Origin of the sequence: Kribbella sp. NPDC050281, from assembly GCF_040655855.1 — a bacterium.
Lineage (GTDB): Bacteria > Actinomycetota > Actinomycetes > Propionibacteriales > Kribbellaceae > Kribbella.
The window spans coordinates 1-19924 of record NZ_JBFAKS010000075.1 but is presented as its reverse complement, the minus strand read 5'-3'; the positions used below and the strand labels follow the sequence as shown (position 1 = coordinate 19924).

Sequence of the window (19924 nt, the reverse complement as noted above, 5' to 3'; positions counted from 1 at the left end):
CCTCTCACCCCCGGGGTCGCAGGGGGAGGAGCCCCCGCGCGGCCACGGCGAGCAACCTTCTGCCTCCCCGGGGCCTCCGCACACCCCCCCCCCCCGCGCCGCCCCGGCCGGCGCGGCGCCCCCCCGCGGCTGTGTCAGCGCACGATGGCGACGGGGGACTGGGCGTGGTGCAGGACGCTCTGGCCGACCGAGCCGAGGAGCAGACCCGTGAATCCGCCCCGGCCGCGGGAGCCGACGACGATCAGGTCGGCCGAGTTCGCCCGGCGGACGAGCGCCTGGGCGGCCGACCCGCTGACCAGTTCGGTCGTCCACTGCACGTCCGGATGATCCGCTGCCGCGCCGGCCACGGACTCGGCGACCAGCAGGCGACCCTCTTCCTGGATCTTGTCCTCGTCGAACTGGAGCATCGATGCGCCGTCGGAGTACGTGAGGAACGGACTCGTCCAGGCATGCAGGGCGACGACCCGGGCGTGCAGTGCCTCGGCTTGGTCGAAGGCGAAGTCGATCGCCTTGGCCGACGCCTTGGATCCGTCGACTCCGACGGCCACGGTCGGTCCCTCCTGGGCGTGCGGCCGCAGGTCGTGCGGGATCACGATGACCGGGCACGGAGCGTGCGTGGTCACCTGGACCGCGACAGACCCGACCAGGAGTCCGCTCCAGCCGCCGAGGCCACGCGAACCGAGGACGACGAGGCGGGCGTGCCCAGCCTCCTCGAGCAGGGCCGGCACGGCCGCTCCGCCGACGAGACTCGTTTCGACCTGCAGTGCGGGGTGCTGCAGCCGGACGGTTTCGGCCACCGCGTCGAGCCCCTTCTGCCGCGCCGTTCGCAAGGCGTCGAGCGGAACGACGTGCCCCGGTGTGGGGCGCACGGTGACGATGAGCTCGAACGCCTCCAGGATCCGCAGCGGAGCCAGTTCGCGGACGGCTTCGCCGACGGCCCAGCGCAGAGCACTCTGGCTGCCTGGCGAGCCGTCGTAGCCGACGACGATCGGAGCGGTTTGCGACGACATTGTGTTGACCTCCTGTGCTCTCAGGACCCCTGTTCCAGCCTGGGGCCGCGTGGTGGTCCGGTCCTAGCGGCAAGAGTCCCGAGGTGACGGGCCGTTCGGCTGATGATGCTGAGGTGAGAACGGCCCTGACCGGCGGATGGGGTGCGACCCCACGATCGAGGTGTCCGAATCGAGTGAAAGGAAGACACCATGACCACCACGCCGAACCGGGACCACCTACCGGCTCCCACGATCACGCCCGACGGTGATCGGTACCCAGTCATCACCACGGCGGCCGGGCGTGCGCTCGCCGTCCTGCGGATCGCCTTCGGCCTGACCTTCCTATGGCCATTCTTCGACAAGCTGTTCGGGCTCGGCTACGCCACTCCGGCCGGTAAGGGCTGGGTCGACGGTGGCGACCCGACCGCCGGATTCCTCGGCAAGGGCACCAGTGGACCGTTGGCGGACTTCTACCAGTCGCTGGTTGGTGACTGGTGGGTGACTCCGTTGTTCATGGTTGCCCTGGCCGGCATCGGTGTTGCGCTGACGCTGGGCATCGGGATGCGGATCGCGGCTGTCAGCGGTGCGCTGCTGTATCTGATGATGTGGTCGGCGAACCTTCCGCCGGAGAACAACCCGGTGCTGGACGAGCACATTCTCGGTGCCATCACACTCGTGGTTCTCGCGCTCGTTGCTGCTGGCAACGTGTGGGGCTTGGGCGGCTGGTGGGGCAAGCTCGACATCGTCCACCGCTACCCGTGGCTGCGGTGACCACGATGCCTGTCAGGCCGGTCATCCACGTGGGAGTCGACGGCTCCTGGCGTGACACCGGTGCCCTGGAGTGGGCCCTGCAGGAGTCGCTGCTCCGGCACGAGCCCCTCCAGGTGGTGCACGTGATCGAGGGCAAACTCCGGCACCTGTCGGGTTGGGACCCGGACGTCGTCGACGACTCCTCGATGGAGATCGTCAGCGAGGTCCAGAAGCACCTGGACGAGAGCCCCGGCTCGCTCGATCACGAGGCTGATCTCGTGGTCGGGCCACCGGCCCGGACACTGACCGAACTCGCCGCCGGCAGCAGGATGCTGGTGGTCGGCCGCCGGGGGATGGGGACGTTCAAGCGACTGCTGATCGGATCCACCTCGGAGGTGGTCGCGGGCACCGCGATGGTCCCGGTCGTGATCGTGCCCGAGCACTGGCAGCCCGGCGACCACTCCGGTCCGGTGCTGGTCGCGGTGGACGACTCCGAGAACAACGATGCGATCATCGAGTTCGGCATCGAGGAAGCGACTGAGCGCGGGCTGGCCGTGCGGCTGGTCCATGTGTGGGACCTGCCGGCGATGTACAGGTGGGACCCGATGAACGTCGCCGGCGTCAGCGCCGAATGGACCGAGAACGCCAAGGGCCACTTCGAGAACGTGGTAGCCGAGTGGCTGCAGAAGTACCCCGGACTGGAGATCCACGCAGATGTCCGCCGCGGCCACCCGGTCGACGGCGTCGTCACAGCGGCATCGGAGTACGACGCGCAGCTCCTGGTCGTCGGCACTCGACACCACACCAGGCTGCGGTCTTTCCTGGTCGGCTCCGTGACCCGGGGCGTGCTCCACCACGCGACGTGCCCGCTGGCCGTCGTACCGACGATCCACGAGCGGTAAAGAGCTCCTGGCCGAAGGTCCTCCACACATCCATCCATCTGGCGGACGCACAGGGCATCGTCGGCTCTGCCGAAGCCGCCGAGATCGCGACAGGCTCGAATGGACAGAGAGGTGACAGAGATGAGTGCGTGGACACGGACAGGGCCGGTAGTGGTTGAGGTCGATGGAAGCGCGGAGAGCCTGCGGATCGTGGATTATGCGGCCGCGGAGGCGCTCCGGAGTGGCGCTGAGCTCGTGCTGGTGGCGCCGTACTCGGCGCATGGTTCGTTCTCGCCGATGATGCCGGGGTATGCGCCGAAGGCGCCGGCCGAGGTCGCGGATGCTGCCTTGAGGGCGGCTGTCGCGCATGTGCGGCATCGAGACGGTTATGCGATGGAGTTGGCCGCGGTCGCCGGCGAGGGCTCCCGCCTGCGGGTGCTGGCGCATGCGGCACGGAAGGCGCGGATGCTGGTGGTCGGCAGGGCGCGCAGCCGCGGTCCGCAGCGGCTGATCAACACGCACGCCAGCCTGACGCTGGCCAGTCGGGCCGGCTGCCCGGTGGTCGTCGTACCGGCGTCGTGGAAGCCGTCACTGGTGGATCGGAAGGTTGCCGTCGGCATCGATGGTACGACGCTGTCGTCGGAGGCGCTCGAGTTCGCCTTCGGTGTGGCGGCGGGCCGGGAGGCGGACCTCATCGTCGTACACGCTGGTCTGCCCATTGACCATGCCTGGAACGACGAAGACCCCGAGCACTCGTGGATCAGCCGAGCGGACCACCTGCTGTCGGAGACCCTCGCCCCATGGACGAGCCGGTTCCCGGACGTGAAAGTGACGCGGTTCCTGAGCAGCCGTCAGCCGGCTGCCGCTCTGGTGCACGAAAGTGGCGAGGTCGGCCTGGTCGTGGTCGGATCGCACGCTGGTCCGTTGCCGGTGGATCCGGTCGCACGCCGTTCGGTGGCCGCGATGACGTGCCCGGTCGCGATCGTGCCACATCACCTGACTACGGCTGAGCGTGAGCACGTGACAGTGCAGCGCGATGCCCGGCGCGGCGAGCTCGTCGCACCGACGTACTGACTTGAGGAGGTGGCCATGGTGATGCATTCGACAGGTCTTGGCGCGGGCTGGATCATTCTCCTGGTGGCGCTGTGGATTCTTCTTGCCGCAAGCGCTACCTGGGTCACGATCTCCCTGATCTCCCGGCCGCGTCCGCACCCGGCCAGTTTCCCGTCGCCACTCGACATCCTCGAGCGCCGCTTCGCCGCCGGCAAGATGACCCGCGAGGACTTCGACGAAGCCCGCGCCCGCCTACGCACCCACGACCTGGACCGCTGACCTGCTAGAACCAGCCGACGGATCCGGGTGGTGTTGATGATGTGAGGGCCGGCCACCGGGGACTGGCCCTCAGTCGACTGTCTGCTCAACGCTGCTTGATGAGGCGTCAGGTTGTGGGCGGCACGTACCAGGCCGCCTCGAGCGGTATCTCGTGGCCGATCATGAACTGGATGTCGCGGGTCGGTTCGGCGCGTTCGTGCAGTCGTGGGAAGTGCTCCCGCCGGTACTCGTTGTGGGCCTCGGCGCTCTCCCACTGCGTGACCACCAGGAACTCGTTCGCGTCCCGCCGGGCGAAGAGCCCGCCTTGAAAACCGGGCGCTCGGATCATGCCCGGACTCCAGACCGAGGCCTGAACGTCCGTGAAATGGCTGACGCGTGGCTGGTAGACCTCGCAGCGCGCCACCCGCAGCATCTCCCGCCCGGCAACGTCTCCGGGAGAATGACCGATGATCTGCAAGGTCTCGTACACCTGCACATCGATGTCCGTATACGTCCCGACTTGGCGCTTGGCGAGCAGATCGTGCGGCCCGCGCATGAAGGCCTGATAACTTCCAGGCTCCGCCCACAGGCCGAAGATGTGAGCGGTGCTCGAGGCAGTCGTGTCCCAACCGCCGCGTTGACCGAGGAACCCCGGGACACCCTGGAGATCTGCCCAGCCCTGTTGCCCGTGATCGAAGAGACCCCGATCACCCACCGCGCACCGGATCCACTTCAGCAGCACTCGACCAACGTATACCCCAACAACCGCGCGGCCGCCTCCTCGTCGATGCCTACGACAACCATCTTCTCGGTTACGTCGTTCCGGTCCAGTGCCAGTTCGTGATCTCAGGCATGTCCTCTCCGTGGGACAGGATATAGGCGTGGTGCCGGGCCCGCTGGTCGATGAGCCACTGGCGTACGTCGGCGGCACGCTGACCGAGACCGGGGACGCGGTCGATGACGTCGAGGGCGAGGTGGTAGCGGTCCAGGTCGTTGCGTACCACCATGTCGAACGGCGTCGTGGTCGTGCCTTCCTCTTTGTATCCGCGGACGTGGAGGTTGCGATGGTTCGTCCGCCGGTAGGTGAGCCGGTGGATCAGCCACGGGTACCCGTGGTACGCGAAGATGACGGGCTTGTCAGTCGTGAACAGCGCGTCGAAGTCGGCGTCGGCCAAGCCGTGTGGGTGCTCGCTGGCCGGTTGCAGGCGCATCAGGTCGACCACGTTGACGACCCGGACCTTCAACGACGGCAGGTGCTCGCGCAGCAGGCTCACCGCAGCGAGGGTCTCGAGCGTCGGTACGTCGCCCGCACACGCCATCACCACATCGGGGGAGCCGCCGTCGTTGCTGGCGAAGTCCCAGATGCCGAGGCCGCGAGCGCAGTGCAAGGCGGCAGCCTCCGGACCGAGCCAGTCCGCCTGGGGCTGCTTCCCGGCGACGATCACGTTGATGTAGTCGTGGCTGCGAAGGCAGTGCTCGGCGGTCGACAGCAGCGTGTTGGTGTCCGGCGGCAGATAGACCCTGATCACCTCGGCCTTCTTGTTCACCACGTGGTCGATGAATCCAGGATCCTGGTGGGAGAAGCCGTTGTGGTCCTGCCGCCAGACGTGCGAGGTGAGCAGGTAGTTGAGTGATGGGATCGGTCGTCGCCACGGGAGCGAGCGGGTGACTTTGAGCCACTTCGCGTGCTGGTTGACCATCGAGTCGACGATGTGCACGAACGCCTCGTAGCAGGAGAACCAGCCGTGGCGGCCGGTCAGCAGGTAGCCTTCCAGCCAGCCTTGGCAGGTGTGCTCGCTGAGGATCTCCATCACCCGGCCGTCCACCGTCAGATGCTCGTCGGTGGGCAGGACCTCGGCGTTCCAGGCCTTGCCGGTGACCTCGTAGAGCGCGTCGAGCCGGTTCGAGGCGGTCTCGTCCGGACCGAAGACGCGGAAGTTGCGGCGGGCCAGATTGTCGCGCATCACATCGCGCAGGTAGTAGCCGAGGACCCGGGTGGGCTCGTGCTCGGTTTCGCCCGGAGCGGCCACCGGTACGGCGTACTCACTCAGCTCGGGCAGGTTGAGATCCTGGCTGAGCAGGCCTCCGTTGCTGTGCGGACTGGAACCCATCCGGCGGTCATCGGGCGGAACCTGTGCGAGGAGCCGCTCCACCGGCCGGCCGTCGGCGTCGAAGAGTTCTTCCGGCCGATAGCTACGCAGCCATTCCTCCAGGAGTCGCAGGTGGTCCGGCGACGTCCGGACCTGCGACAGCGGCACCTGGTGCGACCGCCACGTCCCCTCGACCAGTACGCCGTCGACCTCGTGCGGTCCGGTCCAGCCTTTGGGCGTGCGCAGGACGATCATCGGCCAGGGCCGGCGGGGTGCCTCCTGGCCCGTACGTGCCTCGGCCTGGATGGAGGCGATCTCGTCGAGGACCTGGTCGAGGGTGAGTGCGAGCGCCTGGTGAACGTGTTCGGGTTCGTTGCCTTCGACAAGGTACGGACGGTAGCCGTATCCCTCGAAGAGACGGGTGAGTTCGTCGTCGCCGATGCGCGCCAGGATGGTGGGGTTGGCGATCTTGTAGCCGTTGAGGTGCAGGATCGGCAGGACCGCGCCGTCGGTGCGGGGATCGAGAAACTTGTTCGAGTGCCAGGAGGTGGCCAGCGGTCCGGTCTCGGCTTCGCCGTCGCCGACCACACAGGCGACCACGAGGTCGGGGTTGTCGAGGACGGCGCCGTACGCGTGGCTGAGGGAGTAACCCAGTTCGCCGCCTTCGTGGATCGAGCCGGGCAGCTCGGGCGCGACGTGACTCGGGATGCCGCCGGGGAACGAGAACTGCCGGAACAGCTTCGCCATCCCGTCCGCGTCACGGGACACGTCCGGGTAGGTGTGGCTGTAGCTGCCTTCGAGCCAGGTGTTCGCCGCGATGGCCGGTCCGCCATGTCCCGGACCGATGACGTACATCATGCTCAGGTCGCGCCGCCGAATGACGCGGTTGAGATGCGTGTAGAGCATGTTGAGCCCAGGCGTCGTACCCCAGTGACCGAGCAGGCGCGGCTTGATGTGCTCTGGGCGCAGTGGCTCGGTGAGCAGGGGGTTGCCGAGCAGGTAGATCTGGCCTGCGGACAGATAGTTGGCCGCCCGCCAATAGGCATCGAGGTCGGACACCTCGTCGGCGGACAACGGCTTACCGGTGAGCTCATCCATGGCTCCCAGCGTCCCGGTGGTGGCATGTGGTCACCCAGAGTCAAAGGTCCCGCCGTCGCGGGACCGATCGGCACTGGCCCGGCAGGCGGCGCCGCGGTGAGCTGGTGGGGCGTCGGAAGGAGACGTCATGACGTCGATCGAGCAGGCGGCCGGACGGCCGGGCGCGGGCTGGGACGTGCTGGCGTCGGACGGGTCGGTGGTGCGGATCCGTCCGCTCCGGGAGGACGACGAGCCGGCGCTGGACGCGATGAACGAGCGCGTCTCGGATCGCTCGATCTATCTTCGCTTCTTCGGGATCAGCCGGTCGCTGGCCGGAGAGTTTTCGCACCACCTGGCGACAGACCACGATGGTCATGTCGCGTTGGTGGCGGAGTACGGCGATCAACTGGTCGGCGTGGCGAGCTACGAGCCGCTGCGCGCGGGCGAGGCCGAGATGGCCTTCCTGCTCGTGGATTCGGTCCACGGCCGGGGGATCGGGACGTTGCTGCTGGAGCAGCTCGCCGCGACGGCCCGGGAGAACGGGATCCAGCGGCTGCGCGCAGACACACTGGCCGAGAACGCTCCGATGCTGCGCGTGTTCGCCGGCTCCGGCTTCGAACAGGTCCGCAAGCTCGACAGCGGGGTCGTCGAGCTGGTCCTCGACACGGCGTACCGCCCGTCCACGCTGGAGCGGATGGCCGACCGCGAGCGTGCGGCCGAGGACCGTTCGTTGCATCGGCTGTTCTCGCCTCGCGCGGTGGCGGTGATCGGAGCCGGCCGGACCCCGGGCGGGATCGGCCACGAGGTCCTGCTGAACGTTGTCAAGGGCAACTTCACCGGATCGGTGTACGCCGTGAATCCGCACGCGGACCGGATCGCCGATCGTCCGTCGTACCCGTCGGTCGTGGATGTGCCCGGCGTGGTTGATCTCGCGGTGATCGCGCTGCCTGCCGGCCAGGTGCGAGACGTGCTGACGGAGTGTGGGGCCAAGGGCGTCGGGGGAGCGGTGGTGCTGACCGCCGGCTTCTCCGAGCTTGGGGCCGCCGGGCGTCAGCTGCAGCGGGAGATCCTGGAGACTGCCCGCCGGAACAGCATCCGGCTGATCGGTCCGAACTGCCTCGGGCTGGTGAACACCGACCCCGCGATCAGCCTGAACGCGACCTTCGCCGAGGTGTCACCGATGCCTGGAGCGCTGGCGATCGCGGCACAATCCGGTGCGGTCGGCATCGCCGTACTCGACCAGGCGGCCCGGACTGGGCTGGGCATCTCGGAGTTCGTCTCACTCGGCAACAAAGTCGATGTCAGTGGCAACGACCTGCTGCTGCACTGGTGGGGTGACCCCCGGACCGCGGTGATCGGCTTGTACCTGGAGTCGTTCGGGAACCCGCGCAAGTTCGGTGGGCTGGCGCGGCTGGTCGGCCGGTCGAAGCCGATCCTGGTTGTCAAGGGCGGCCGATCGGCGGGCGGTCGCCGGGCAGGTGTCTCGCACACAGCCGCGGCAGCGACGCCGGAAACCGCGGTCGATGCGCTGTTCGCGCAGTCCGGCGTACTGCGGATGGACACCGTCGAGGAGCTGGTGGAGACGGCCCGGGTGCTCGCGGTCCGGCCGTTGCCTCGTGGCCGTCGGCTCGCCGTTGTCGGAAACGCCGGTGGTGCCGGTGTCCTCGCGGCGGATGCGGCCGGTCGGCTGGACCTCGAGCTGCCCGAGCTGAGCGAGGCCGTCCAGCGTGAGCTGGCTGCGATCGGCGCCGTGGGGAGCGGGAATCCCGTCGACCTCGGCGCGGCCGCGTCACCGACGAGTCTGGCGCAAGCCTTGAGGATCATCATCGACAGCGGCGAGGTCGACACAGTTCTGGTCTGCTACGCGGCCACGCGCGCCGGCCGGGTCGAGGACGTCTACGACGCTGTCGCCGGGGCCGCGGTCAAGGCCGAGGTGCCGATCGTTGTGAACTGTATCGGTTCGACCCACAGCGCGCCGGAGATCGCGCTGGCGGACGGTCGCCGCTTGCCGGTCTTCCCGTTCCCGGAGAGCGCCGTCCGCGCCCTGACCCACGCCGTGCGGTACGCCGAGTGGCGGTCCCGGCCGCAGGGCGTCGTACCGGAGCTGCCTCGGGTCGATGCAGCCGCGGCGCGGACTGTGGTGCGGCGGTTCCTCGAGCGCAACCCGGAGGGTGGCTGGCTGGAGCAGTTGCACATCGGTGAGCTTCTGCAGTGTGCCGGAGTTCCGGCGATCCCGGTCCTTTCCGCTTCGAGTTGCTCTGAGGCGATCGCGGCGGCTGAGTCGGCGGGCTATCCGGTCGCGCTGAAGACCGACGCCCCCGGCGTACTGCACAAGACCGACATCGGCGGCGTGCGGGTGGGACTGGTCAACTCGGCGCAACTAGGCACCGCGTACGCCGAGATCACCGGGGCGACCGGGGATCTGCGTGTTGTGGTCCAGGCGATGGCGCCCAGCGGAACCGAACTGGTGATCGGCGTCGTTCGGGACCGGCTGTTCGGCCCGCTGCTCATGGCCGGCAGCGGCGGGATCCTCACCGACCTCCTGGCCGACCGCCAATGGCGAGGCCTGCCACTCACCGACCTGGATGCCACCGAGATGCTTCACTCCCTGCGCTGCGCACCACTCCTGGCCGGCTACCGCGGCGCGAAAGCCGCCGATCAGGAGGCTGTTCTGGATGTCATTCATCGCATCGCCTGGCTCGCCGAGATGGTCCCCGAACTGGCCGAACTCGACATCAACCCGCTGATCGCCGGCCCGTCCGGCGCCTTCGCGGTCGATGTCAGGATGCGGCTGACTCCGACCGCCCCTGAGCCCGATTGGTACGCGCGCCGCCTGCGCCCAGACGGCGCGTGATCAGAGCCCGATCTGCTCGAGGTGGGTCAGGAACCTGGTGCCGATCACCGTCCCGGCGGCGCCGCGGAAGGTGAGGCAGGTCATCGCACGTGTTCGGGTGATTGCTCGATCCGGAGAGCGACTCGGGACAGGGCGCGAAGCGCGGCCGTTGTCTCGGCGATCTCCTGGTGGGAGGTGGGCGGGTGGACGGTGCGGTAGAGGTCGTTGCGGAGGTCTTCGAGGTGATCGACGAGGTGCTCGATCTCGTGCGAGACGATCGCGTTCTGTGGCCGCTGGTGCGTGACGAGGGGCAGGATGTGCCCGCGAAACGCCGTGATCGTGTGCTGCGCTTCGGCGAAGCGCCGCTCCTCCAGGAACCAGTTGTCCGACGCGCTGTTCTCGGCGATGCGCTCGAGGTCGGCCTCCCAGCGCTCGATCTCCTGTTGCAGGGTGGTGGTCATGGATCCTCCCATTGCTGATACTTCAGCGTTGCGCCCGGGAGGAGGGTGGCGCTGCGGGCAAGAGTCCCGACTCGGGAAGCCGTTCGGCGGTGCCTGGAGGTCCCCGCGCAGGGACCTGGAATCAGGTGTCTGCTGTCGCTGGACGAGCGTGGCCTAGACGCCTGTTCGCGGACGCTGTGCCCACGGGAGGAGGCGTCGGCCGTGGAGAGACTCGATGGCCAGCCGGACCACCTGCGGATCGTCCAGCGGCAGCCAGGAACGCAGCGGCAGGGCCGCGCGGAGCGCCGCGGTGTCGTCCGCGGTGGCGACGGACAGGTGGCCGACGGCGGTGATCGTCCAGCCGATGTGGCGCTCGAGGTCCACATCGTCGGCCTCGAAGGCGACCACATCGCCCCGTTCGGCGGCCCGGAGCTTGTCACCCGGGCCGGTGCTGAACACGATGGTGTCGTCGTCCAGGACGAAGTTGACCAGCCGGACCGCCGGGAGACCGGCGTGCGTATAGACGAGCCGCCCGAGAGGGATGGATCGGAGCAAACGCAGACAATCCACGTTGCTGACGATCTCGAGGAGTGAGCGATCGAATTCTGGCTGCGTGGTCACTGGGGCCTCCAAACACTGGACAACTGCCCTGACCTGTCCGTGCGCCAACAATCGCTCGGGAGGAATGACCGAAGTAGGGCCGAAAGTCCTGCTTTGCCTGGACCCGGTGAGCGGACAGCACGTCGAGATGACGCGAGTCGATCGCTGACCCAACGATCAGGCGAGTACGACGCCGAGCGCCTCGCGCGCGATCTGCCACTCCTCGTTGGTGGGAACGACGAAGACCGCGACCTCGCTGTCATCGGTGGAGATCCGGCGGGCGCCCGTGGCCGGCTCGTTGTTGCGGTCGTCGTCGATGCAGATCCCAAGGCGTTCCAGGCCGTTCAGTGAGGCGGCTCGGACTTCGGCCGAATGCTCACCGACGCCGGCGGTGAAGACGACGGCGTCAACTGTCTCCAGGACGGCGTAGTAGGCGCCGACGTACTTGCGGATCCGGTGGCAGTAGACGTCGAAGGCCAGACCGGCGTGTTCGTCACCCGCCGCGCGCAGCCGCTCCAGTTCACGGAAGTCGTTCTCGCCGGCCAGGCCTTTGAGTCCTGATGCCGAGTTGAGAGCCAGGTCGATGTCCTCCGCGGACATGCCCACTTCTCGCATCAGGTACGCCGGGATCGCGGGGTCCAGGTCGCCGGATCGGGTCCCCATCACGAGCCCTTCGAGCGGGGTCAGGCCCATGGACGTCTCCACCGACCGGCCGCCCCGGACGGCAGAGGCCGAGCAGCCGTTGCCGAGGTGCAGCACGATGGTGTTCGTCTCGGCCGGATCGCGTTCGAGCAGTCGAGCGGTCTCGTGGGAGACGAACGCGTGCGAGGTGCCATGGAAGCCGTACCGGCGGATCCCGTGGTCTTGCAGCCAGGCCAACGGAACCGCGTAGGTGTAGGCCTGCGGAGGAAGGCTTTGGTGGAACGCCGTATCGAACACGGCGACCTGTGGCAGGTCGGGGAAGAGCCGGCGGGCGACTCGGATTCCCTCCAGGTTCGCGGGATTGTGTAGCGGGGCGAGTGGCACCAGTTCGGTCACCTCGGCGATCAGCGCGTCGTCGATCAGTGCCGAAGCGGAGAACCGGGACCCGCCGTGGACGACTCGGTGGCCCACCGCCGCCAGGTCGAAACCGTCGAGTGACGGCCCGTGTGACTCGAACGCATCGATCGCCAGGCGCAGCGCGTCCTCATGGCCGGGAATCGACCGCGTCGTCTCGGTCTCACCGTCCGGGCCGCGATGGAGATGGCGGCCTTGTTTTTCGCCGATACGCTCAGCCAGGCCGGAGGCGGCTGACTCACCGGTGCGGGCGTCGACCAGGCTGTACTTGAGCGATGAGGATCCGGTGTTGATCACGAGGACGTGGTCGCTCATCGGGCGCCCTGCTGAGCCTGGACGGCGGTGATGGCGACCGTGTTGACGATGTCCCGCACCGTCGCACCCCGGGAGAGATCGTTGACAGGTTTGCGCAAACCCTGCAGGACCGGTCCGACCGCGACGGCGTTCGCCGATCGCTGGACGGCCTTGTAGGTGTTGTTGCCGGTGTTGAGATCGGGGAAGACGAACACGGTGGCCCGGCCGGCCACCGGCGAACCGGGTAGCTTCGTCCTCGCCACGGCGCTGTCGATCGCGGCGTCGTACTGGATCGGTCCCTCGACCGGCAGTTCCGGCGCCCGCGCGCGGATGATGGCGGTTGCCTTGGACACCTTTTCGACATCGGTGCCCGCGCCGGACGTGCCGGTCGAGTACGACAGCATCGCGAGCCGCGGTTCGATGCCGAAGGCCACCGCTGTCGCGGCCGACGAGATCGCGATGTCGGCGAGCTGCTCGGCGGTCGGATCGGGGTTGACGGCGCAGTCGCCGTACACCAGGACCTGGTTCTGCAGGCACATGAAGAACACCGACGAGACGACGGACACACCCGGCACCGTTTTGACGATCTCGAGCGCCGGCCGGATGGTGTGGGCCGTGGTGTGCACCGCGCCGGACACCATGCCGTCGGCCAGGCCGAGCTGGACCATCATCGTCCCGAAGTACGACCCGTCCCGGACCAGTTCGCGGGCGCGGTCCAGGTCGACCCCACGGTGCTGCCGGAGCTTGTGCAGTTCCGCCGCGAGTCGCTCACCGAGTTGATCTCGCTCCGGGTCGACGAACCGGGCGGTGGAGACGTCGGCGCCCAGCGCGGCCGCCTTGGCGCTGATCACGACCGGGTTCCCGAGCAACGTCAGGTCGGCCACGCCCCGGCGGAGCAGGACGTCCGCGGCTCGGAGGATGCGCTCCTCCTCACCTTCGGGCAGGACGATGTGCTTGCGTTGGGCAACTGCTTCGTCGATCAGCTGGTGCTCGAACATCAGCGGCGTGACCGCGCTGCTACGGGCGACCTCGAGCTGGTCGAGCAGGGCGTCGCTGTCCACGTGCTGCTCGAACAACGCCAGGGCCGCGTCCACCTTGCGCGGCGAGTTCTTCGTGAGCCGGCCGCGAACAGCGGTCAGGGCGGCCGATGTAGCCTGCGTGTCGAGCGTGGTCTCGATGATCGGCAGGGTCACGCCAACGCCGTCGAGGAGCCGCTGCACCTGGGTCGGCAGCGTGAAACCACCGTTGAGGACGACGGCGGAGATCTGCGGGAAGTTGAGCGAGGCGTGCGCGACCACGACCCCGAGAACCACCTCCGGCCGGTCCGCGGCGGTCACCACCGCGGCTCCGTCGAACAGCCTGTCGAGCACGTTCGGCATCGTCATACCGGCGACGACGAGGCCGGTGACCTCTCGCGTCAGCAGGGCCGGGTCACCGCTCAGCACGCGACCGTTGACCGGGGGCAGCAGGTCGGCGACGGTCGGTTGGCTCAGCAGCGGCTCCTCCGGCAGAGCGAAGGCCGATCCGCCGACGCCGGCCAGTGCGGCGACCGCATCGTCGAGCTGCCGCGGGTCGACGCGATTGGCAAGCACTGCCGCGAGTGAACCGTGGTTCTCCCTGAGCTCACCGACCGCCATGTCGGCGATGGCTCGAAGGTCATGCGGGCTGTGCTGGAACCCGTTGAGGACCAGCAGGACCGGCGTACCCAGGTTGGCGGCGATCCTGGCGTTGTAGGAGAACTCCGTCGGACTACCCACATCGGTGTAGTCGCTGCCGACGACCAGTACGGCGTCGGCCCGGTCGGCGACCTCGCGGTAGCGCTGCACGATCTCGTCCAGCGCGGCGTCGGGGTCGGCGTGCACCTCGTCGTACCTCACGCCGAGGCAGTCGTCGTACGCGAGCTGGACTGCGTCGTGGGCTGTGAGCAGATCCAGGACGTAGTCACGGCCACCGTGCATCGCCGTGTCCGGGCGAACGATGGGGCGGAACACAGCCACGCGTTCGACCCGGCGCGACAGCTGCTGAAGTACTCCGAGAGCCACTGTGGACTTCCCGGTCGACCCCTCCACCGACGCGACGTAGACGCTGCTCCCCATGCCTGAACCCTAACCACCTCGGAGTCAGCCCGGCTCGAGCAGGCGATGGACCGCCCTGTCGCCGGGCGTCGTCAGCGGATGTGAACGGCGATGACGCCGCGGATGCTTCCGGCCAGGACGCCGGCGAGGTTGCGCTCGCGCGGGTCGGCCGGCCCGGTGACCGTGACGATGCCATCGTGGGCTTCGATCTGCCAGTCCGGGTTCTCGGGCCGGATGATTTCGTGAACCTCGGCGCGGATCCGGTCGTCACGGCCGGCCAGCAGGTGGATGACGTCGCTGCGGCTGATCATGCCGATGACGCGGCCGTGATCAAGTACCGGCAGGCTCTTCACCATTGTCGACCACATCAGGTCGATCGCGACGTCCAGTTCGTCGTCCGGGTCGACGGTGACCACCAGATGGCTCATCACGTCGGCGATCCGCCGCGGTGGCGTGTCGGTGGTCGTCCAGACGGCGGCGTTCGGGACGTGGCCATCAGTTGGGGCAGTGTCCTGCACGATGTCGGCCTCGCTGACGATCCCCACGAGTACGCCGGTCGCATCGACGACGGGCATGGCGGTGATCTTCCGATCGTCGAGAAGCCGGAGCGCGAGGGCGATCGGCGTCTCCGCTGTCACGGTAACTGCGGGTGCGCTCATCAGGTCCCGGATCAGCATGGTCATCACCTCGTTCTGCCGACGGTTCCGCCGTCCACCTCCACGATGTCCTCGCGTGGAAAGCGATCCCAGAGTCGAAGGTCCCAGGCAACGCGGGACCACTCGTCAGTCGTTGTGTCTGATCGGGCTGCTGGCACGGGGCATGAGGTTCGCGGGGTCACGCTGGTCGAGGTCCGCCGATCAGGCGTTGGCGGAGTCCGGTTGCGCGGAGCGCTCGGTGGCCCATGGCCAGACGTACGGAGGTTTCGTTTCCGATGACGCGTAGTCGGTCTTGGGCACGGGTTATGGCTGTGTAGAAGAGTTCGCGAGTGAGTAGCCGGGACTCTTCGCCTGGCATCAGGACGGTGACTTCGGCGGCCTGGCTTCCTTGGGCTTTGTGGATGGTCATTGCGTGGAGCGTTTCGATGTTGCCGAGTCTGTTGGGTGACAGGTCGAGGCGGCCGCGGGAGCTGTCGATGCAGACTCGTAGGGAACCGTCAGGGCGTCGCATCGTCACTCCGACGTCGCCGTTGTAGATGCCCAAGGCGTAGTCGTTGGCGGTCACCAGCACCGGTCGGCCGACGTACCAGGTGTCCCAGAGTGGGTCCTCGGTTTCTTCGGTGATCCATCGCTCGATGGTTCGGTTCCAGTGGTCGACGCCCCACGGACCTTCCCGGTGCGCGCAGAGGAGGCGGTGCCGGTCGAGTGCGGCCAGTGCGGCGTCGGCGTCGCCGGCTTCGGCGGCGCTCCGGATCGCGAGTACGTCGGGAAGCAGCGCGGACCGCAGGCTCTCGCGTGGGTCGTCGTCGTCGACGAAGTGGACCCGTTCGCCGCCGCTGCGCAGTACGGCAAGGACATCCTCGGGCCGGTCTTCGCGCACGGCCAGAGCCAGCTCACCGATCTCGCTGCCGAAGCGGTGCGAGGTGCGTAGCTCGGCTCCTTCGATGTGCCCGCCGGCGACCAGCCCGTCGACGAGGTCGGCGAGTACCGCGCCGGCTTCGATGGACGCGAGCTGGTCGGGGTCGCCAACCAGTACGAGCCGGGCCTCCGGTCGCACCGCCTCCAGCAAGCGCGCCATCATCGTCAGCGAGACCATTGAGGTCTCGTCGACGACGATGATGTCGTGCGGCAGCCGGTTCTCTCGGTCATGGCGGAACCGAGTGGACGAGTCCGGGCGCCGGCCGAGCAGCATGTGCAGGGTGCGGGCATGGAAGTCGCCCAGCCTCTCGGTGTCCAGTTCGGAAAGGCGGCCGGACATCTCGCGCCGTACCGCTTCTTCGAGCCGGGCCGCAGCCTTGCCGGTTGGTGCCGTCAGCGCGATCCACGGGCGACGCTCCCCGGCGATCTCCGCCTGCTCCGCGAGCAGAGCGAGCAGGCCGGCGACGGTGGTGGTCTTGCCGGTTCCAGGGCCACCGGTGAGAACTGTCGTCCATTGCCGGGCTGCGGTCTGTGCAGCGGTCCGCCGCTCGTCGTACGAACTACCTGGGAAGAGCCGGTCGAGCCCTGCGACCAGTGCAGCTTCATTGGCGATCTGTGGCGCCGGCTGAGCGGCGCGGCGGCGAAGGTCCTGCTCGACCTGCTCCTCTTCGCGCCAGTAGCGATCGAAGTACAGACGCGCGTCCTCGAGGCGCAGTGGATGTGGAGCGGCGAGCAGAGGGCTGGCCGCGAGTGCCGCGAGCCATTCGTCCAGGACGGGCCAGGCCAGCTCGTCGCCGTCATCGCCGACCTCGTTGCGGACCTCGGTGAGGTCGAGGCAGATGGATCCGGCCCGGACGGCTCGCGCTACCAGCGCACACGCGAGCGCCACCGACCCGTTGGTTTCGTTCAGCATGGTCGTCAGACGGGACGCGACATGGACGTCGGCGGCCAGGATCACGCCGGCCTGGTTGAAATCGCGCAGGATCCCAGTAGCAGCGAGCGCCAAGGCCGAGTCGAACTCGTCGACGGTCGTGGTCATGCCGTCCTCCCATCGAGCAGGTCGGACAGGGCCAGTACGAGCGCCGCCGGCAACGGCCAGCTGAACACCCCGGCCGGATGCCCGTCCACGAGGGGCGTCTCCGGTCCGCACATGCCACGCAGGTAGAGATAGATGACCCCACCGAGATGCACCTCAGGGTTGTACACCGGCAGCCGCCAGCGGAGGTATCGGTGCAGCACGACCGAATAGAGCATCGCCTGCAAGGGATAGTCGGAGTGCAGCATCGCGGCGCTCAGCTGATCCGGGCCGTACTCCGCCGAGGTAGCAGGCTGCTCGGGGTCGCCGAGCCGGTTGGTCTTGTAGTCGACCACGACGAATCGGTGGCTGTCACCGTGGGGGACACGCAGGACGACGTCGATCGATCCGGTGAGATAGCCACGCAAACTCTGCCGGCCGAGCAGCGGTTGTTCGAGTCGGTCGGCGTACGCAAGGAGCGGGTCGTCGGCAGGCAGATGGGTGCGTAGCAGTGGCGCCAACTCGGCCAGCCGTACGTCGGCGGCCACCGCGTGATCGCCTCCGGCCAAGGGGATCTCGAAGTCGAGTTCGCGGAGCCGGTCGGCGCGGCCGAGGTCGCCGAGGGTCAGCCCAGGAACGAGCGGACCGAGCGGCGTGGTGTGCATCGGCAGCATCGCTGTGGCCAGGGCCTCGGGTGTCACATCGACGCGCCAAAGCCGCAACTGGTCGCGGACCTGTGCAGCCAGTTCAGCCTGCAGATCGGGCGCGTGCGGGTCAGCCTCCTCGAGCACTGCATGCACCAGCGACCCGAACGTCGCCCCGACCGGCAGTTCGTCCATCGGAGACGGCAGCGCATCGGCCGGCGGATTCTCCTGTGTCGGTACTGGATCCACCGACTCGTCCTCGAGTTGACTCTCCTCCTGTTCGCTGACTACACCGCCCACCTGCTGGTCGGCCGCCCGGATCAGCCCGGAGTACGACGTACGGCGCCAGGCCAGGTCGACCTCGCGGGAGAAGGTCCCCACTGCGAGCCCGCCGGGCAAGTCCTCGCCCGGGGGCTCGGCGTGCTCGGCGATCACTGACTCCTCGACGACTGGGCCGCCTGCCTGCTGCCAACGGCGCAGCCAGATCAGCACCTCGTCGTCGGACGCTGCCCTGTCCAGACTGTCAGGCACGACCGGTTCGCCCTGCTTGCGACCGCGCAGGAGGCGGGAGATTCCGCCGTTGACCTCGTCCCAGGACGGCGCCCACCACGCCACGACCTGTGACTGGGCGCGGGTCAGCGCGACGTACGTGAGCCGGATGTCGTCACCGGCGACCTCGGTCCGCCAGAGTTTCTCGTTGGCGTGGTAGCCGGTGCGGTTCTTGCCACCGATGTCGAGACTGCGGACGCCGTTCTCGTGGAAGAGGAGCAGTTCGTCATCGTCGAAGATGTGCCGGTTGAACCCGAACGGCAGGTAGACGAGCGGGTACTGCAAGCCCTTGCTCACCCACACCGTCATGATCTGCACCGCCGCCGCGTCGCTGTCGAGCCGGCGGGTTCGCTCGGTCGTACGTCCTTTCCCGGTGCACTCCGCGCGCAGCCAGTCGAGCAGCGCGGGCAGTCCGAACCCCTCGCGGTGCGCGGTCTCGTGCAGCAGTTCGGCGAGGTGTGCGAGGTCGGTCATATCGCGTTCGCCGCCGCGCCAGGCAAGCACTCGTTGCGCCATCCCCTTCATCTGGGCGGCTTCGAACACGGCGGCCACACCACGGGTGCGGAGGTGGTCGGCCCACCCGCGCAGGGTTTGCCCGATCCGGTCGGTGAGGTCGTCCCCACCGGCCTGCAGACTGGCCGCGGTCTCCCCGAAGAACATCGTCGTCGCGGCGGCCCGGACCAGGCCGGATCGGTGCGGTTGCTCGAAGGCTTCGAGCAGGCACAGCCAGTCCTGGGCGGCCTGCGACGAGAAGATGTCGAGATCGCCGGAGTAGACCGCGGGAATGCCGGCCTTCGCGAGTGCCTCCCGGCAGGCACGCGCGTCCTTGTGTGCCTCGACGATCACCGCGATGTCACCGGCCCGGAGTGGCCGTTCGTCGTACGTCGCGTTGGCCGCGAGGAGTTGACCGATGTCGGAGGCGAGGTCGCGAGCGATGTGGTCGCGCAGGTCGTCCATGGGGATGCTCTTGCGCGTCGCCGATCCGAACTGCTCCCGTCGCACGACCCTCAGCCGGACTGGCGCGTCGGACGGTGCGCCGCTCAGCCGGCTTCCCCGGTGATGGGCACTGACCTGGTGGACGACGATGTCCGAGTGGCCGAGCCGGGCGCCGCCGAGCACCACTTGCAGGCAATCGACCAGCGGCTGGTCGCTGCGCCAGTTGATGCCGAGAGTGCGCCGCTGACCCGCGGTTTCCGCCGCCGCGAGGTACGTCGCGATGTCGCCACCGCGGAATGCATAGATCGCCTGCTTGGGGTCGCCGATCAGCACCAACGTGCTGTGACCGTTGAAGGCGGCGTCGATCACCCTCCACTGCACCGGATCGGTGTCCTGGAACTCGTCGACCATCACCACCGACCAGCGCCGCTGCATCCGCCGGCGGGCGGGGGCGTCGGGATCCTCCAGCGCGGTGGCCAAACGGGTCAGCAGGTCGTCGTACCCGAGGATGCCGAGGCGGCGTTTGCGGCGCTCCAGCTCGGCCACGACGGCCTTCGCGAACTCGACGCGGATGCCCTCCGGCGAGGACTCGTCGTACTGCTCGGGGACCAGCCGGGTGTGCGGGTTTCCGACGACCTTGAGGGCGAGCTCCAGGGCCGTGGAGCGGGTGATGGGCGGTTGCGCCGCGGAACCTCCGAAGCGATTGAGGTAAAGGTCGTCGACGACCTCGGCGACAAGCTCTCATGAAGAAGGGTGACGTCGTCAAGGCGGTCGTCGTGCGGACCGTGAAGGAGCGCCGGCGTCCGGACG

General features: G+C 68.3%; 15 protein-coding genes. 5 read left to right on the top strand and 10 right to left on the bottom strand.

Annotated elements, in window-relative coordinates; genetic code table 11:
- Positions 1-134 precede the first annotated feature (134 nt).
- Positions 135-1010 carry a universal stress protein gene (locus AB0I34_RS43030; protein ID WP_360458146.1) on the bottom strand — a complete coding sequence of 292 codons (876 nt, stop codon included), beginning with the start codon at positions 1008-1010 and terminating at the stop codon, positions 135-137.
- Between the two features lie 189 nt (positions 1011-1199).
- Between AB0I34_RS43030 and AB0I34_RS43025 the strand changes: the two genes are divergently transcribed.
- The 4 genes from AB0I34_RS43025 to AB0I34_RS43010 all read left to right on the top strand — a co-directional run bounded on the left by AB0I34_RS43025 (position 1200) and on the right by AB0I34_RS43010 (position 3952).
- Positions 1200-1760, top strand: coding sequence for a hypothetical protein (locus tag AB0I34_RS43025; protein WP_360458143.1), 561 nt, complete (start codon positions 1200-1202; stop codon positions 1758-1760).
- Between the two features lie 5 nt (positions 1761-1765).
- On the top strand, positions 1766-2641 hold the full coding sequence (locus AB0I34_RS43020; RefSeq protein WP_360458140.1) for a universal stress protein: 876 nt from the start codon (positions 1766-1768) through the stop codon (positions 2639-2641).
- A 120-nt stretch (positions 2642-2761) separates the two neighbouring features.
- A complete protein-coding gene (locus AB0I34_RS43015) occupies positions 2762-3694 on the top strand; it encodes a universal stress protein (RefSeq protein WP_360458137.1) in 933 nt (310 codons plus the stop codon).
- A 15-nt stretch (positions 3695-3709) separates the two neighbouring features.
- Positions 3710-3952, top strand: coding sequence for a hypothetical protein (locus AB0I34_RS43010; RefSeq protein ID WP_360458134.1), 243 nt, complete (start codon positions 3710-3712; stop codon positions 3950-3952).
- A gap of 106 nt (positions 3953-4058) precedes the next feature.
- Here the strand turns inward: AB0I34_RS43010 and AB0I34_RS43005 are convergent, their stop codons facing one another.
- Positions 4059-4673 (bottom strand): DUF4937 domain-containing protein, encoded by a 615-nt coding sequence (locus AB0I34_RS43005; RefSeq protein ID WP_360458131.1) that lies wholly within the window; start codon positions 4671-4673, stop codon positions 4059-4061.
- Positions 4674-4743: 70 nt separating this feature from the next.
- The gene (locus AB0I34_RS43000) at positions 4744-7119 is read right to left on the bottom strand and encodes a phosphoketolase family protein (protein WP_360458128.1); all 2376 of its coding nucleotides are present in this window, start codon (positions 7117-7119) and stop codon (positions 4744-4746) included.
- A 127-nt stretch (positions 7120-7246) separates the two neighbouring features.
- Between AB0I34_RS43000 and AB0I34_RS42995 the strand changes: the two genes are divergently transcribed.
- Positions 7247-9952: a GNAT family N-acetyltransferase gene (locus AB0I34_RS42995; RefSeq protein WP_360458125.1), complete on the top strand. Its 2706-nt coding sequence runs from the start codon at positions 7247-7249 to the stop codon at positions 9950-9952.
- Between the two features lie 80 nt (positions 9953-10032).
- Here the strand turns inward: AB0I34_RS42995 and AB0I34_RS42990 are convergent, their stop codons facing one another.
- The 7 genes from AB0I34_RS42990 to AB0I34_RS42960 all read right to left on the bottom strand — a co-directional run bounded on the left by AB0I34_RS42990 (position 10033) and on the right by AB0I34_RS42960 (position 19726).
- The gene (locus AB0I34_RS42990) at positions 10033-10392 is read right to left on the bottom strand and encodes a hypothetical protein (RefSeq protein ID WP_360458122.1); all 360 of its coding nucleotides are present in this window, start codon (positions 10390-10392) and stop codon (positions 10033-10035) included.
- A 153-nt stretch (positions 10393-10545) separates the two neighbouring features.
- Positions 10546-10992 carry a pyridoxamine 5'-phosphate oxidase family protein gene (locus AB0I34_RS42985; protein WP_360458119.1) on the bottom strand — a complete coding sequence of 149 codons (447 nt, stop codon included), beginning with the start codon at positions 10990-10992 and terminating at the stop codon, positions 10546-10548.
- A gap of 156 nt (positions 10993-11148) precedes the next feature.
- Positions 11149-12342 carry an acetate kinase gene (locus tag AB0I34_RS42980; RefSeq protein ID WP_360458116.1) on the bottom strand — a complete coding sequence of 398 codons (1194 nt, stop codon included), beginning with the start codon at positions 12340-12342 and terminating at the stop codon, positions 11149-11151.
- Complete coding sequence (gene pta, locus AB0I34_RS42975; protein WP_360458113.1) at positions 12339-14417, bottom strand: phosphate acetyltransferase; 2079 nt, start codon at positions 14415-14417, stop codon at positions 12339-12341. Before pta ends, AB0I34_RS42980 begins: the two co-directional genes overlap by 4 nt.
- Positions 14418-14488: 71 nt before the next feature.
- Entirely contained in the window at positions 14489-15073 is a 585-nt protein-coding gene (locus tag AB0I34_RS42970; RefSeq protein WP_360458110.1) for a CBS domain-containing protein, read from the bottom strand.
- A 157-nt stretch (positions 15074-15230) separates the two neighbouring features.
- Positions 15231-17009, bottom strand: a complete 1779-nt coding sequence (gene recD / locus AB0I34_RS42965; RefSeq protein ID WP_360458107.1) for an exodeoxyribonuclease V subunit alpha — start codon at positions 17007-17009, stop codon at positions 15231-15233.
- Positions 17006-19726: a UvrD-helicase domain-containing protein gene (locus AB0I34_RS42960; protein ID WP_360458149.1), complete on the bottom strand. Its 2721-nt coding sequence runs from the start codon at positions 19724-19726 to the stop codon at positions 17006-17008. The genes recD and AB0I34_RS42960 overlap by 4 nt, the downstream gene beginning before the upstream one ends.
- Between the last annotated feature and the right edge of the window lie 198 nt (positions 19727-19924).